The organism is Streptomyces sp. NPDC107517 (genome assembly GCF_055582645.1).
This window is the reverse complement of sequence record NZ_JBVJPM010000002.1, coordinates 502674-517166: the sequence shown is the minus strand read 5'-3', so window position 1 is coordinate 517166 and position 14493 is coordinate 502674. Positions and strand designations below refer to the sequence as shown.

General features: G+C 69.8%; 12 protein-coding genes. 6 read left to right on the top strand and 6 right to left on the bottom strand.

Annotated features, from left to right (window positions below):
- Nucleotides 1-36: 36 nt before the first annotated feature.
- The 4 genes from ACZ67T_RS06070 to ACZ67T_RS06055 all read left to right on the top strand — a co-directional run bounded on the left by ACZ67T_RS06070 (nucleotide 37) and on the right by ACZ67T_RS06055 (nucleotide 4719).
- The gene (locus tag ACZ67T_RS06070) at nucleotides 37-726 is read left to right on the top strand and encodes a hypothetical protein (protein WP_469981781.1); all 690 of its coding nucleotides are present in this window, start codon (nucleotides 37-39) and stop codon (nucleotides 724-726) included.
- A 60-nt stretch (nucleotides 727-786) separates the two neighbouring features.
- The gene (locus ACZ67T_RS06065; protein WP_469981779.1) at nucleotides 787-1596 is read left to right on the top strand and encodes a thioredoxin domain-containing protein; all 810 of its coding nucleotides are present in this window, start codon (nucleotides 787-789) and stop codon (nucleotides 1594-1596) included.
- A 108-nt stretch (nucleotides 1597-1704) separates the two neighbouring features.
- Complete coding sequence (locus ACZ67T_RS06060; RefSeq protein WP_469981778.1) at nucleotides 1705-3402, top strand: alkaline phosphatase D family protein; 1698 nt, start codon at nucleotides 1705-1707, stop codon at nucleotides 3400-3402.
- A gap of 318 nt (nucleotides 3403-3720) precedes the next feature.
- Nucleotides 3721-4719, top strand: coding sequence for a zinc metalloprotease (locus ACZ67T_RS06055; RefSeq protein ID WP_469981777.1), 999 nt, complete (start codon nucleotides 3721-3723; stop codon nucleotides 4717-4719).
- A gap of 81 nt (nucleotides 4720-4800) precedes the next feature.
- On the opposite strand, the gene ACZ67T_RS06050 is transcribed toward ACZ67T_RS06055, so the two are convergent.
- From ACZ67T_RS06050 to ACZ67T_RS06025, 6 genes are all read right to left on the bottom strand, one after another.
- Nucleotides 4801-5370 (bottom strand): dienelactone hydrolase family protein, encoded by a 570-nt coding sequence (locus ACZ67T_RS06050; protein WP_469981775.1) that lies wholly within the window; start codon nucleotides 5368-5370, stop codon nucleotides 4801-4803.
- Between the two features lie 52 nt (nucleotides 5371-5422).
- Complete coding sequence (locus ACZ67T_RS06045; RefSeq protein WP_469981774.1) at nucleotides 5423-7009, bottom strand: Na+/H+ antiporter; 1587 nt, start codon at nucleotides 7007-7009, stop codon at nucleotides 5423-5425.
- Nucleotides 7010-7134: 125 nt separating this feature from the next.
- A complete protein-coding gene (locus ACZ67T_RS06040) occupies nucleotides 7135-7641 on the bottom strand; it encodes a GNAT family N-acetyltransferase (protein ID WP_469981772.1) in 507 nt (168 codons plus the stop codon).
- The gene (locus ACZ67T_RS06035) at nucleotides 7638-8579 is read right to left on the bottom strand and encodes an RluA family pseudouridine synthase (RefSeq protein ID WP_389475015.1); all 942 of its coding nucleotides are present in this window, start codon (nucleotides 8577-8579) and stop codon (nucleotides 7638-7640) included. Before ACZ67T_RS06035 ends, ACZ67T_RS06040 begins: the two co-directional genes overlap by 4 nt.
- 62 nt (nucleotides 8580-8641) lie before the next feature.
- Nucleotides 8642-9223 carry a signal peptidase II gene (lspA, locus tag ACZ67T_RS06030; RefSeq protein WP_469981770.1) on the bottom strand — a complete coding sequence of 194 codons (582 nt, stop codon included), beginning with the start codon at nucleotides 9221-9223 and terminating at the stop codon, nucleotides 8642-8644.
- Between the two features lie 102 nt (nucleotides 9224-9325).
- On the bottom strand, nucleotides 9326-10357 hold the full coding sequence (locus tag ACZ67T_RS06025) for a TraR/DksA family transcriptional regulator (protein ID WP_469981768.1): 1032 nt from the start codon (nucleotides 10355-10357) through the stop codon (nucleotides 9326-9328).
- Nucleotides 10358-10675: 318 nt separating this feature from the next.
- Here ACZ67T_RS06025 and ACZ67T_RS06020 point away from each other — a divergent pair, with 318 nt between their 5' ends.
- Entirely contained in the window at nucleotides 10676-10867 is a 192-nt protein-coding gene (locus ACZ67T_RS06020; RefSeq protein WP_100592229.1) for a DUF1059 domain-containing protein, read from the top strand.
- A 384-nt stretch (nucleotides 10868-11251) separates the two neighbouring features.
- The gene (gene ileS, locus ACZ67T_RS06015; RefSeq protein WP_469981767.1) at nucleotides 11252-14380 is read left to right on the top strand and encodes an isoleucine--tRNA ligase; all 3129 of its coding nucleotides are present in this window, start codon (nucleotides 11252-11254) and stop codon (nucleotides 14378-14380) included.
- Nucleotides 14381-14493: the final 113 nt, after the last annotated feature.

Below are 14493 nucleotides of genomic sequence, written 5' to 3'. Positions count from 1 at the left end.
GGTCCTTTACAGGAACGCATGGGACACTCCTCCGCGATGGACGACATATCCGGGACCCAGCTCAGAGCCGTGCGCGCGGCACTCTTCACGGCGCTCGTCGTGACGCTCTCCGCCGCGTCGCACGTCCTGCTGTCCCGGGTCCCCCTTCCGGTGGTGACGGTGGCGGCCACGGCCTTCGCCGTCTTCGTCCTCGCGTACGCGCTGGCGGGGCGCGAGCGGAGCTTCGGCCGGATCGCGGCCCTGCTCGTGCCGCTGGAGCTGGCCGCCGACACGGTGTTCACCACGGGCCAGCACGTCTGTTACGGCGAGGCGGGCGGGCCCGTCGCCGGGCCGCTGCGCGCGGTCGGCCTCGACGTCCTGTGCGGCGGCAGCGTCGGTGCGCCACTGGCCCGCATGACCGGCGGCCACACCGACAAGGCGGCCGCGCTGCTGGCGCACACCGATCCGGCCGCCGCCTGGCTGCTCCTCGGCGCGCATGTCGCCGTGGGCCTCCTCGCCGCCGCCTGGCTGCGCCGCGGCGAGCAGGCACTGGCCCAGCTGCTGCGCGCGGTCGCCGGGTTCACCTTCCGGCCACTGCTGATCGCCTGCGCCGCCGTACGGGCCCACCTGGAGCCCGTACGCCGCCTGCCGCGACGCCCCGCGCGCCGGATGCGGGCCGCGCGTACGCAGCTGTGGGCGCACTCCGTGGGACGGCGCGGACCGCCGTACGTGGCCCTGGCCGCCTGAGGCCCGGGCCGGCACAGCAGTCCCCCCGATGACTTCGCAGAACCCACACGGAGAACGATCATGAGCCAGAGGAACAGCCAGGCCGCGAAGACGGCCGCCCGCGAGCGGCTGCGCGCCGAGCGCGAGCGGCAGGCCAAGAAGGACAAGGCGAAGCGGCAGGTGAAGGTCGCCGGTGCCATCGTCGCCGTCCTGGCGATCGCCGGCGGTGTCGGCTACGCCGTGATGCAGGCCAACAAGCCCGGCTACTGGGAGGCCGCCAAGGACGACAAGCTGGTCACGCCCGCGAACACGTCGGGCAAGAACGGGACCACGGTCGTCATAGGCAAGGACAGCGCGAAGAAGACCCTCGAGATGTACGAGGACCCGCGCTGCCCGATCTGCGCCAGCTTCGAGCAGACCGTCGGCTCGAACGTCGACAAGGACGTCGAGGCCGGCAAGTACAAGATCCAGTACATCGGCGCGACCTTCATCGACAACAGCGACAACGGCGAGGGCTCCAAGAACGCCCTCAGCGCCCTGGGCGCCGCGCTGAACGTCAGCCCCGAGGCCTTCCTCGAGTACAAGACCGCGCTGTACTCGAAGGCGAACCACCCCGATGAGACGGACGACAAGTTCAAGAAGGACGCCTACCTGATCAAGGTGGCGGACACCGTCGACGCCCTCAAGAACAACAAGGCGTTCCAGAAGGACGTCAAGGACGGCACCTACGACAAGTGGGCGCTGACCATGTCGAAGAAGTTCGACGACAGCGACGTCAAGGGCACGCCGACCCTCAAGATGGACGGCAAGGCCCTCACCGGGCCCGACGGGAACGCCCCGATGACGGTGGCCGACTACACGACCGCGATCGACAAGGCCCTCAAGGCCTGACCCGCCGACGGTCCGGCGGGCCGGTTGGTCGACGCGCCGTCGAAGTGTGGGCGAACTCTTCGGAGTTCGCCCACACTTTGCTCTTACTGGTCAGTAATGTGATCACCTGTGACCAGTCGACTCAACACAGACAGCCCTCTCGCCACCGCCGCCGGGACGGCCGACTCCCTTGCCCCGCGCCGCCGTTCGGTCGTGAAGGCCGCCGCTGCCACGGCAGGCGCGGCCGCCCTCGCCCCGCTCGCCGGCGCGCCCGCCGCACACGCGGCCGACGGGCCCGCCTTCCTGCACGGCGTCGCGTCGGGCGACCCGCTGCCCGACGGGATCCTCCTGTGGACGCGCGTGACGCCCACCCCTGACGCCGTGCCCGGTTCCGGAAAGGGCCCCGCCACGGACGTCCGCTGGGAAGTCGCACAGGACAAGGACTTCCGCCAGGTAGTCGCCCACGGCACCACCACGGCCCGGGCGTCCGCCGACCACACCGTCAAGGCCGATGTAAGGGGCCTGTTCCCGGCGAGCGTCTATTACTTCCGCTTCTCCGTGGAGGGCGTTCAGGGCGCCGTCTCCCCCGTGGGCCGCACGCGCACGGCCCCGGCGCTCGACGCGCAGGCCTCGGGCGTCCGGTTCGGCGTGGTCTCGTGCTCCAACTGGGAGGCCGGCTACTTCTCGGCCTACCGCCATCTCTCCGCCCGCACCGACCTGGACGCGGTCCTCCATCTCGGCGACTACATCTACGAGTACAAGAGCGGCGAGTACCCCGAGGCCAAGTACGTCGTACGGCAGCACGAGCCGCGGCACGAGATCCTCACGCTCGCCGACTATCGCGTGCGCCACGGCCTGCACAAGACCGACGCCGACGTGATGGCCGTCCATGCCGCGCACCCGCTGATCGCCATCTGGGACGACCACGAGTTCGCGAACGACGCCTGGTCGGGCGGCGCCGAGAACCACACGCCGGACACGGAGGGCGACTGGGCGGCGCGTCAGCAGGCCGCCAAGCAGGCCTACTTCGAGTGGATGCCGGTGCGCCCGTCCACCGCGGGCACCGTCTACCGCCGGCTGCGCTTCGGCAAGCTGGCCGATCTGCACCTGCTCGACCTGCGCTCGTTCCGCTCCAAGCAGTCGACCGTCGGCAACGGCGACGTGGACTCCCCCGAGCGCTCGATCACCGGCCGCGCCCAGCTCGACTGGCTGAAGGCGGGCCTGGCCGCATCCGACGCCTCGTGGAAGCTGGTCGGCACCTCGGTGATGATCTCGCCGGTCGCCTTCGGCTCGCTGCCGGCCCATCTGCTGGAGCCGCTCGCCGAGTTGCTCGGCCTGCCGACCGGCGGCCTCGCGATCAACGTCGACCAGTGGGACGGCTACACGCACGACCGCAAGGAGCTGATCGGGCACCTGCGGGACAAGGCGATCCGCAACACGGTCTTCCTCACCGGCGACATCCACATGGCCTGGGCGAACGACGTACCGGTGACGGCCGGCACATATCCGCTCTCCCCGTCCGCGGCCACCGAGTTCGTCGTCACGTCGGTGACCTCCGACAACCTCGACGACATCCTGCACGTGGCCCCCAACACCATCTCGACGGTGGCGGAAGGCGCGATCAAGGCGGCCAACCGCCATGTGAAGTGGCTGGACATGGACGCGCACGGCTACGGCGTCCTCGATGTCACCGCCGAGCGCTCGCAGATGGACTACTACGTCGTCTCCGACCGCAAGGATCCGGCCGCGACGACCTCCTGGGCCCGTTCCTACCGCACGCTCAGCGGTACGCAGAAGGTCGAGCGGGTGAACGCGCCGGTGCGCTGACCCACACCTCGGATCGCGCACGAGGGGCCAATTCCGGCCACCCTCCGATGCGTTAAGAACAGATCACACCACTACGGCGGGTGGTGCTGTCCGCGGATCGAATACGGACACACCACCCGTCGCGGTAACCGCTCCCGTTACGTGCAGATCTCAAACTCCGGACGCCACACGAAAATTTCTTCCCGTTGTCCCGAATTGCCGGAGGAAGAACGGTAGTTGATTGGGCCAGAACATCGCTCTTCAAGGTCTGACATGGCCACGTAATCTCCCCGCGGCGGCGAGGAAGTCCCTCCCCCCACCCGTCCGCGAGGAGTCCGCATGACCACGCTTGCCCGAATATCTCCGCTGATGCGCCGTCGGCTGATCGGCACCGCACTGGTGGCCGGAACCCTGGCCGTCGCCCCGCTGTCCGCCCCGTCGGGCAGCGCCGCGACCGCCAAGGCGTCGGCCTCCGCGGAGAAGTGCGCCGACAGCGGCAACGCCGTGGCCCGCGAGAAGAAGCCCACCGGCGCCGCCCACGCGCAGGAGCCGAACGAGGTCAGCGCGGCGAAGGCCAAGTCCATGGACGCGGACATGCAGCGCAGACTCGACAGAATGCGCGCCGACGGCACACTCTCCAGAGGCATCGCCGCCGCGTCGACCACGATCCCGGTCTACGTCCACGTCATCCACGACGGCGCGACCGGCAAGCTCACGTCGACCGACATCACCCAGCAGATCGACGTCCTGAACGCGGCCTACAGCGGCCAGGGCACCGGCAACATCGACTCCGGCTTCCAGTTCCAGCTGGCCGGCACCGACTACACGGACAACGCGGCCTGGTACAACGGCATCACGCCGGGCTCCGCCGCCGAGAAGTCCATGAAGTCCACGCTTCGCAAGGGCGGCGCGGGCGCGCTGAACTTCTACACGGCCAACCTCGGCCAGGACCTGCTCGGCTGGGCGACGTTCCCGTCCTCGTACAAGTCGAACCCGTCCGACGACGGCGTGGTCGTCCTCGACACCTCGCTGCCGGGCGGCTCGGCCACCAACTACAACCAGGGCGACACGGGCACCCACGAGATCGGCCACTGGATGGGGCTGTACCACACCTTCCAGGGCGGCTGTAACGGCAACGGTGACTACGTCTCCGACACCCCGGCCGAGAAGAGCGCCGCCTTCGAGTGCCCGACCGGGCGCGACACCTGCACCAACAAGACGGGGGTCGACCCGATCCACAACTTCATGGACTACACGTACGACTCCTGCATGTACCAGTTCACCGCGGGCCAGGTGCAGCGGATGAAGGACAGCTGGACGGCGTACCGCGCGGGCTAGCGGACCGCGGTACCGCCTCGGTCCTGTCTTCAGAATCCCGCCTGCCCCGAGGGCGGACGGCGGGAGTTCGAAGACGAGGCCCTAGAGCGAATCGAGGAAGCCGAGCGCCACCCGCCAGGTGGCCTCGGCCGCCTCCGCGTCGTAGTCCGGCAGTTCGGGGTCCGTGTAGAGGTGGCCGGCGCCCGGGTACCGGTAGACCTCCACGTCGGCGCCGGTCCGCCCCATCTGGAGGTACCAGGCGCTCAGCCAGTCGTCCGTCTCGAACGGATCGGGCTCGGCGACGTGCAGTTGTACGGGCAGCTCGTCCGCGGAGGCGTTCTCGGCGATGTCCGAGGTGCCGTGCAGGAGCAGCAGGCCGCGCGCCTTGTCGTCGCCGAGGGCCAGGGTCTGCGCGATCGAGGCGCCGAGGGAGAACCCGGCGTAGACGAGCCCGCGCTCGGAGAGGGGAGCGGCGGCGAGGATGGCGCGCTTGAGCAGCTCGTCCTTGCCGATCTCCTCGTTGAAGGCCATGCCGTCCTCGACGGTGTCGAAGGTGCGGCCCTCGAAGAGGTCCGGGGTCCACACCTCGTGTCCGGCTGCCCGCAGCCGGTCGGCCGCGTCACGGACGGCGGGACGCAGGCCGTACGTCGAGTGGAAAAGCATGATGTTCATGGGGCCCATGGTGCCATCCGGGGGCGCCCGTCACCGTCAGCGGCCGCGATCCTCAGCGCAGGCTGCGCACGTCGAGGTGGCGCAGCACGCGGTCCACGATCTCGGGGTCGGCGCCCGGCTCGCTGCGCGCCGCGAGCACCTCGTGCCGGGCGGCGGAGAGCATCTCGTTCTGGATGTGGCGCACCCGCTTGATCCTTGAGAAGCGCTTGGCGTGGGCCTCCTTGCGCTCCTCGCTGCCCAGCTCGGGGTTGATGCGCAGCCCGATCTCGTGGGCTCTGCGGACCATCTGGTCGGAGAGGTCGTCGGGCAGCTCCTCGACCTCCTCGATCTCCTTGAGGCGACGCTTGGCGGCCCTGGCCGCGCGGAACGCGAGTTGCTGCTCGAACTCCTTCTCCTTCTCGGCGTCCGCCTTGACCCCCAGCTTCTTCACCAGCCAGGGCAGGCTCAGCCCCTGGAGCACGAGGGTGCCCATGATGACGCCGAACGCGATGAAGACGATCTCGTCGCGGTCGGGGAACGGTGACTTGTCGTCCATCGTGAACGGGATGGCGAGGGCCAGCGCGACGGAGGCGACCCCGCGCATTCCGGACCACCACATGATCACGGTCTCGCGCCAGGAGATCGGGATGTCCTCGTCGAGATCCCGCCGCGCATGCAGACGCAGCGTCAGCCAGGTCGCCGGAAGCAGCCACAGCAGGCGTACGAAGACGACGACCGCCACGACGGTGCCGGCCCAGCCGAGCATCTCGCCCCAGCGGCCGGACGCGGTCCTGATCGCGTTGTGCAGTTCGAGGCCGATGAGGCCGAAGGCGACGCCCGTGACGAGTGTGTCGACGATGTCCCAGAAGGCGCGGCCGGTCAGCCGGGTCATGACGTCGTCCGCGTCGAAGGCGTACTCGGCGAGGAAGAGCGCCGTGACGAGTACGGCGAGCACCCCGGAGCCGTGCAGCTCCTCGGCCAGCACGTACGAGGCGTACGGCATCAGGAGCGTCAGGCCGATCTGGAGCGTGGAGTCGTCGAGGAAGTTCATCAGCTTGTTCGCGGTCCAGCCGATCACGAGCCCGACGACGAGGGCCACGACGGCGGACAGGAGCAGCGAGACGACGGCCTCCGGCCAGGAGAAACTGCCGCTCACGACGGCGGCGACGGCCACGTGGTAGAGCACGATGGCGGTCACGTCGTTGAACAGGCCCTCGCCCTCCAGGGTCGACACCAGGCGGCGGGGCAGGCCGAGTTGGCCGGCCACCGCGGTCGCGGCGACGGGGTCGGGCGGTGCGACGAGGGCACCGAGCACGACGGCCGCGGCGATCGGCAGGCCCGGCACGATGGCGTTGGCGACGAACGCGACCGCCGCCGTGGTGACGAAGACCAGGGCCACGGCGAGCAGGAAGATCGGTCTCTTGTTCGCGGCGAACTGGCGCCATGACGTGCGCTTCACGGCCGCGTAGAGCAGGGGCGGCAGCAGGAGCGGGAGGATCAGGTCGGGCGGGACCTCGACGTTCGGCACGAAGGGGAGGAGCGCCAGGGTGATGCCGAGAAGCGTCATCAGCACGGGCGCGGGCAGCCCGAGCTTGTCTCCGAGCGGCACGCTCAGTACGGCCCCGAGCAACAGCACGAACAGCAGGGCCAACTGATCCACGGTGCGCACCCCGGCGAGTAACGGCGGTCAAGCCATCGGACGATCAGGTCCCCAGCGTGCCACGCACATCGCTCTGTGGTGATTTGTGGCGCGAGTCGGCGCCGTTGGAACCGGGCCGCGCGGCCCTAGGGGGTGTCCGGCTGCCCCAGCGCCTTCCGCATCGCCCGGTGCGCAATCCCCGCGTCGGGAAACTCCGGTCCGTACACGGCATAGCCGAGACGCTCGTAGAACCCCAGCGCATGCGTCTGCGCGTGCAGGTCCACGGCGACGAGCCCACGCTCCGCCGCGGCGTCCTCGATGGCCCGCACGAGGGCCGCGCCCACGCCGAGCCCGCGCGCGGCCTTCGCCACCGCGAGCCGGCCGAGCGCGCCGACCCCGGCGTCCCCGCCGTTCTTCGCCACTGCGGCGGCGCCGGTCAGCAGCCGCCCCGTGCCGAGCGGCTCGCCGTCGGCGCGCAGCGCCAGCACGTGCACCGTGCCGGCCCCGGCGTCGTACTCGTCGTACTCGAGCTCCTGGGGAACCCGCTGCTCGACGACGAAGACCTCCTGGCGCACGGCGAAGCACGCCTTGCGGTCGGCCTCGCTGTCGGCGACGCGCACCACGTACGCGGAAGGGGGCTGCGGCGCGGTCACGAGCTCTCCGCCCGGACGCGGTCGAGGGCCGTCTGCAGGTCCTCGGGGTAGTCGCTGGAGAACTCGACCCACTCGCCGTCGGCCGGGTGCTCGAAGCCGAGGCGCACGGCATGCAGCCACTGCCGGGTGAGGCCGAGCCGCTTGGCGAGCGTCGGGTCGGCGCCGTACGTCAGGTCGCCGACACAGGGGTGCCGGTGGGCGGACATGTGCACGCGGATCTGGTGCGTGCGCCCCGTCTCCAGCTTGATGTCGAGAAGGCTGGCGGCACGGAACGCCTCGATGAGGTCGTAGTGCGTGACGGAGGGCTTGCCCTCGGCGGTCACGGCCCACTTGTAGTCGTGGTTCGGGTGGCGCCCGATGGGGGCGTCGATCGTGCCGCTCATCGGGTCCGGGTGGCCCTGGACCAGCGAGTGGTAGCGCTTGTCGACGACGCGCTCCTTGAACTGCCGCTTCAGCGTCGTGTACGCGCGCTCCGACTTGGCGACGACCATGAGGCCGGAGGTGCCGACGTCGAGCCGGTGGACGATGCCCTGGCGCTCGGCGGCACCGGACGTGGAGATCCGGTACCCGGCGGCGGCGAGGCCGCCGATCACGGTCGTCCCGGTCCAGCCGGGGCTGGGGTGGGCGGCGACGCCGACCGGCTTCATGATCACGACAATGTCGTCGTCGTCATGGACGATCTCCATGCCCTCGACGGGCTCGGCGACGATCTGCACCGGGGCGGGCGCCTGCGGCATCTCCACCTCGAGCCACGCACCGCCGTGCACCCGCTCGGACTTCCCGACCACCGAGCCGTCGACCGCGACCTTCCCCGCCGCGGCGAGCTCGGCGGCCTTGGTGCGGGAGAAGCCGAACATGCGGGAGATGGCGGCGTCTACGCGCTCGCCCTCCAGGCCGTCGGGCACGGGCAGGGTTCGGATCTCGGGAATCGTGCTCACCCATTGAGTATGCAGGAGCCCGCCGACACTCCGGACCGCGCGAGGAGAAAGCCCCTGGTCGCTCAGTCCTTGTGGACGGTCCCGTCCGGGTCGAGGCCCCGGAACGACAGGAGCACGATCAGGATGCCGCCGCACACGATCGCCGAGTCGGCGAGGTTGAACACGGCGAAGTCCTTCGGCGCGATGAAGTCGACCACGGCCCCTTCGAAGACGCCGGGCGAACGGAAGATCCGGTCTGTGAGATTGCCGAGCGCCCCGCCGAGGAGCAGCCCGAGCGCGATCGCCCAGGGCAGGCTGTAGAGCTTGCGGGCGAGCCGGGCGATCACGACGATCACGGCCGCGGCGATCACGGTGAAGATGATCGTGAAGGCCTCGCCGATGCCGAACGCGGCGCCCGCGTTCCTGATCGCCTCGAGCCGCAGCCAGTCACCGAGGAGCTCGATCGGCTCGTGGTGCTCCAGCTTCGCGACCACGATCATCTTGCTGACCAGGTCGAGGGCGTACGCGAGGGCGGCCACCGCGAACAGCACGGCGATCTTCCGCTTGCCCTTGGGCCGCTCCTGGGTCTCCCCGCCGTTGTCCGGCCCTTCTCCCCCCGCATCCGGGGTGTCCGGAGTACCGATGACGCGCTCCGCCTCTGCCACGTGAGTCCCTCAACCTAGGTACCTGACTGAGGACGAGAGTACGGCACACACGTACGCCCCCAGCAGCCCAGGAGCGACTGCGTGACGGAGCGCGCCGCCGGGTCAGTAACGGCGCTCCTGCTTCTGCTTGCACTCGACGCACAGGGTCGCCCGCGGGAAGGCCTGCATCCGCGCCTTGCCGATCGGGTTCCCGCAGTTCTCGCAGATCCCGTACGTGCCCGCGTCGAGCCGCTCCAGCGCGCGCTCGGTCTGCTGGAGCATCTCCCTGGCGTTCGCGGCCAGCGACAGCTCGTGCTCCCGCGTGATGTTCTTCGTGCCGGTGTCCGCCTCGTCGTCGCCGGCGCCGTCCCCGGAGTCCCTCATGAGCCCGACGAGTGCCTTCTCCGACGACTCGATCTCGCTGTTCAGGCGCAGCGCCTCGCTCTGGAGCTCCGCCCGCGCCTCCGCGGCCTCGGCCGGGGTCCAGGGGTCCTCGCCCGGCCGTACCGCGAGCTCGCCCGGCTCCACGGCCGCGATCCGCGCATTCGGCACCGCGCGGGACTTCTTCGCCGTGGCCGTGCCGGGGTTCTTCTTCGCAACCACAGTCGTGGCTCCCGTCGTCTTCGCGGCCGACGCCGCGCCATCGGCCGCGGACGCGACCGTCTTCTTCTCCGCGCTCTTGTGGCCCGTGGCCTTCTTGACCACGCTCTTCCTCGCGCCCGTTCTCCCGGCCGCGCCCTTCTCGGCGACGACGCTTTCCGGTTCCTCTTCTTCGGAGGAGGCGTGCGCGGACTTCGCACTCTTCGCGGACTTCGCAGCCTTTGCCGACTGAGCGGTCCTGTCGGCGGTCTTGGTGGTCTTGGTGGTCCTGGTGGGACCGGCGGCCTCGGTCACGGTCCCGGCCGCCGCCTTCGAAGCCTTCGCCGTCTTCTTGGCGGCCGCGCTCTTCGTACCCGTGCTCTTCGTAGTGGCCTTCGTGGCCGCCGCGCTCCTCCTGGAGGCCGTCTTCGTCGCGATGCTCTTCTTCCCGGCGGCCGGCTTCTTCGCGGCCGGGGCCGCGTCGGCCGCCGCCTTCGCAGGCACCGCCTCCTCGACCGCGGCCTTCACGCCGGCGGATGCCTCACGCACCCCCGCCGGACTCTTTTTCGCCACCATGGCCGCGGCCCCTTCACATTTTGTGATCTTGCACGCGAATCGTGCTGGGACGATAAATCGACTTCTGACCCGCGGCAACGGGGCACACCGCCCGATGCGCCCGCCCCGCACGTCCCGCGCGGCAGACTTGCAAGCGTTGTGCCCAGCTCCCCGCCCGGTAATCCGCCGAGGCGCCCGGCCCCGCGATCCGTCGGGCCCCGTGTCGCCATTCGGGTCAGCCCGCGAGGCCGTGACCAGCCCGGCAAGAGCCCCTGACGAGCCCGTACGGCACCACCTCAGAGGAATAAACTGAGGCATAAACAAAGAAGGTGCATCATCATGCGCAAAGTAGTCGACTGCCGTGACGTGCCGAGCGAGACGAACTGCACCCTCGCCATCACGGGCGAGGAGGACGAAGTGGTCCGCGCGGCGGCCGAGCACTCCGTGTCGGTCCACGGTCACACCGATACCCCCGAACTGCGGAACATGATCCGCAGCAACCTCAAGGACGAGATCCCCCAGCACGCCTGACACCGGCTGCCCCGGGTCCCTGCCGCCGCCCGCCCCAAAACCGGTCGGCCGCGTGTGCTCACGCCCCGTACACTGGGCGGAGCGAGAAGCGTGGATGGGGCCGAGTAGCGGCGTACGCAGCCAAGAGCGACCCGGGGACGGTGGAAGCCCGGGGGCGAGCGCGACGCGAAGATCACCCCGGAGCCGCCGGAAGAAAGCCCCGCTCGCGGGGCGAGTAGAACCGGCATCGCGACCCCAATGAGGGGGCTCACCGGAGCAGTCAGCGCCCCGGAGGGCCAAGGAGGGTGGTACCGCGGGAGCGCGCCGCACACGGCGTACGTCACAGACGAAGCTCTCGTCCCTCCGACGGAGACGGAAGAAACAGTGTCCGCCGGAGGAAGATCGATGACGTACCGCCAGGTGCCCGCCCAGGTCGACCTGCCCGCCCTCGAGCACGCCGTGCTCGACTTCTGGCGCGAGCAGAAGATCTTTGCCAAGAGCTTGGAGCAGTCCGAGGGACGCCCCGAGTGGGTGTTCTACGAGGGCCCGCCCACAGCCAACGGCATGCCGGGCGCTCACCACATCGAGGCCCGCGTCTTCAAGGACGTCTTCCCGCGCTTTCGCACCATGCGCGGCTATCACGTGGCCCGCAAGGCCGGCTGGGACTGCCACGGCCTGCCCGTGGAGCTGGCGGTCGAGCAGGAGCTCGGCTTCAACGGCAAGAAGGACATCGAGGCGTTCGGCATCGCCGAGTTCAACGCCATGTGCCGCGAGTCCGTGACCCGGCACACCGACGCGTTCACCGACCTGACGACCCGCATGGGTTACTGGGTCGACCTCGACGACGCGTACCGCACGATGGACCCCGCGTACATCGAGTCCGTGTGGTGGTCGCTCAAGGAGATCTTCAACAAGGGCCTGCTGACCCAGGACCACCGCGTCGCCCCCTGGTGCCCCCGCTGCGGCACCGGGCTCTCGGACCACGAGCTGGCACAGGGCTACGAGACGGTCGTCGACCCCTCCGTCTACGTCCGTTTCCCGCTCACCTCCGGTCCGCTGGCCGGCGAGGCCTCACTCCTCGTCTGGACGACGACCCCCTGGACGCTCGTCTCGAACACGGCGGTCGCCGCGCACCCCGACGTCACCTACGTCGTCGCGACGGACGGCAACGAGAAGGTCGTCGTCGCCGAGCCCCTCGTCGAGAAGTCGCTCGGCGAGGGCTGGGAGAAGACCGGCGAGTCCTTCACCGGCGCCGAGATGGAGCGCTGGAAGTACCAACGCCCGTTCGAGCTCGTGGAGTTCCCGGCCGAGGCCCACTACGTGGTCAACGCCGACTACGTCACGACCGAGGACGGCACCGGTCTCGTCCACCAGTCCCCCGCGTTCGGTGAGGACGACCTCAAGGTCTGCAAGTCGTACGGCCTGCCGGTGGTGAACCCGGTCCGTCCTGACGGCACCTTCGAGGAGGACGTCCCGCTCGTGGGCGGTGTCTTCTTCAAGAAGGCGGACGAAAAGCTCACCGAGGACCTCAAGGACCGCGGCCTGCTCTTCCTGCACGTCCCGTACGAGCACAGCTACCCGCACTGCTGGCGCTGCCACACGGCGCTGCTCTACTACGCGCAGCCGTCCTGGTACATCCGCACCACGGAGATCAAGGACCGTCTTCTCCAGGAGAACGAGAAGACCAACTGGTTCCCTTCGAGCGTGAAGCACGGCCGCTTCGGCGACTGGCTGAACAACAACATCGACTGGGCGCTGTCCCGCAGCCGCTACTGGGGCACTCCCCTCCCGCTGTGGCGCTGCGAGGACGACCACCTCACCTGCATCGGCTCGCTGGCCGAGCTCGGCGAGCTGACCGGCACCGACCTGGCGGACCTCGACCCGCACCGCCCCTTCATCGACGAGGTCACCTTCGCGTGCCCCCAGTGCGAGAAGACGGCCACGCGCGTGCCCGAGGTCATCGACGCCTGGTACGACTCGGGTTCGATGCCGTTCGCGCAGTGGGGCTACCCGTACAAGAACAAGGAGCTCTTCGAGAGCCGGTACCCGGCGCAGTTCATCTCGGAGGCCATCGACCAGACCCGCGGGTGGTTCTACACCCTCATGGCGGTCGGCACGCTCGTCTTCGACAAGTCGTCCTACGAGAACGTCGTGTGCCTCGGCCACATCCTCGCCGAGGACGGCCGCAAGATGTCCAAGCACCTGGGGAACACCCTCCAGCCGATCCCGCTGATGGACCAGCACGGCGCTGACGCCGTGCGCTGGTTCATGGCCGCCGGCGGCTCCCCCTGGGCGGCGCGCCGCGTCGGCCACGGCACGATCCAGGAAGTCGTCCGCAAGACCCTCCTGACGTACTGGAACACGGTCGCCTTCCAGGCCCTGTACGCCCGTACGTCGGACTGGTCGCCCAGTGAGGCCGACCCGGCCCCCGCCGACCGCACCGTGCTCGACCGCTGGCTGCTCTCCGAACTGCACGCGCTCACCGACCAGGTGACGCAGGCGCTGGAGGCGTACGACACCCAGCGCGCCGGCAAGCTGCTCTCCTCGTTCGTCGACGACCTGTCGAACTGGTACGTGCGCCGCTCGCGCCGCCGCTTCTGGCAGGGCGACAAGGGGGCCCTGCGCACCCTGCACGAGGTCATCGAGACGGTCACGCGTCTGATGGCGCCGCTGACGCCGTTCATCACCGAGCGGGTCTGGCAGGACCTGGTGGTCCCGGTCACGCCGGACTCCCCCGAGTCGGTCCACCTGTCCACCTGGCCGGAGGCGGACCTCTCCGCCATCGACCCGGACCTGTCACGGCAGATGGTCCTCGTCCGCCGCCTCGTCGAGCTGGGCCGCGCCACGCGCGCGGAGTCGGGCGTCAAGACCCGTCAGCCGCTGTCCCGCGCGCTGGTCGCGGCCGCGGGCTTCGAGACGCTCAACCCGGAGCTGCACGCCCAGATCACCGAGGAACTCAACGTCTCCTCGCTGGCGTCGCTCTCCGAGGTCGGCGGCTCCCTGGTCGACACGACCGCCAAGGCGAACTTCCGCGCCCTGGGCAAGCGGTTCGGCAAGGGCGTCCAGGCGGTCGCGAAGGCGGTCGCGGAAGCGGACGCCGCCGCGCTCTCGCTCGGTCTGCGCGAAGGCACGGCGTCGGTCGAGGTCGACGGCGAGACGATCACGCTGGCCCCCGACGAGGTCATCATCACGGAGACCCCGCGCGAGGGCTGGTCCGTCGCCTCGGACTCCGGCGCGACGGTGGCGCTCGACCTGGAGATCACGGAGGAGCTGCGTCAGGCGGGCCTTGCCCGTGACGCGATCCGCCTGATCCAGGAGGCCCGTAAGAACAGCGGCCTGGACGTCGCGGACCGGATCGCCCTGCGGTGGACGTCCACGGAGCCCGCGGTCGTCTCGGCCCTGTCCGAGCACGCCACGCTGATCGCGGACGAGGTGCTCGCCACGGACTTCGCCCAGGGCGAGGCCGACGACACCTACGGTGAGACGTTCACGGACGAGCCGCTCGCCCTCACGTTCCGCCTGCGCAAGGCGTAGCCCACGACCGAAGGCCCGGTCCCGCCAAAGATCTTGGCGGGACCGGGCCTTCGGCGTTTCGTACTCACGCACAGATGAACGTTTCTGCACCTCGCCGGCGCACCCTGAACACG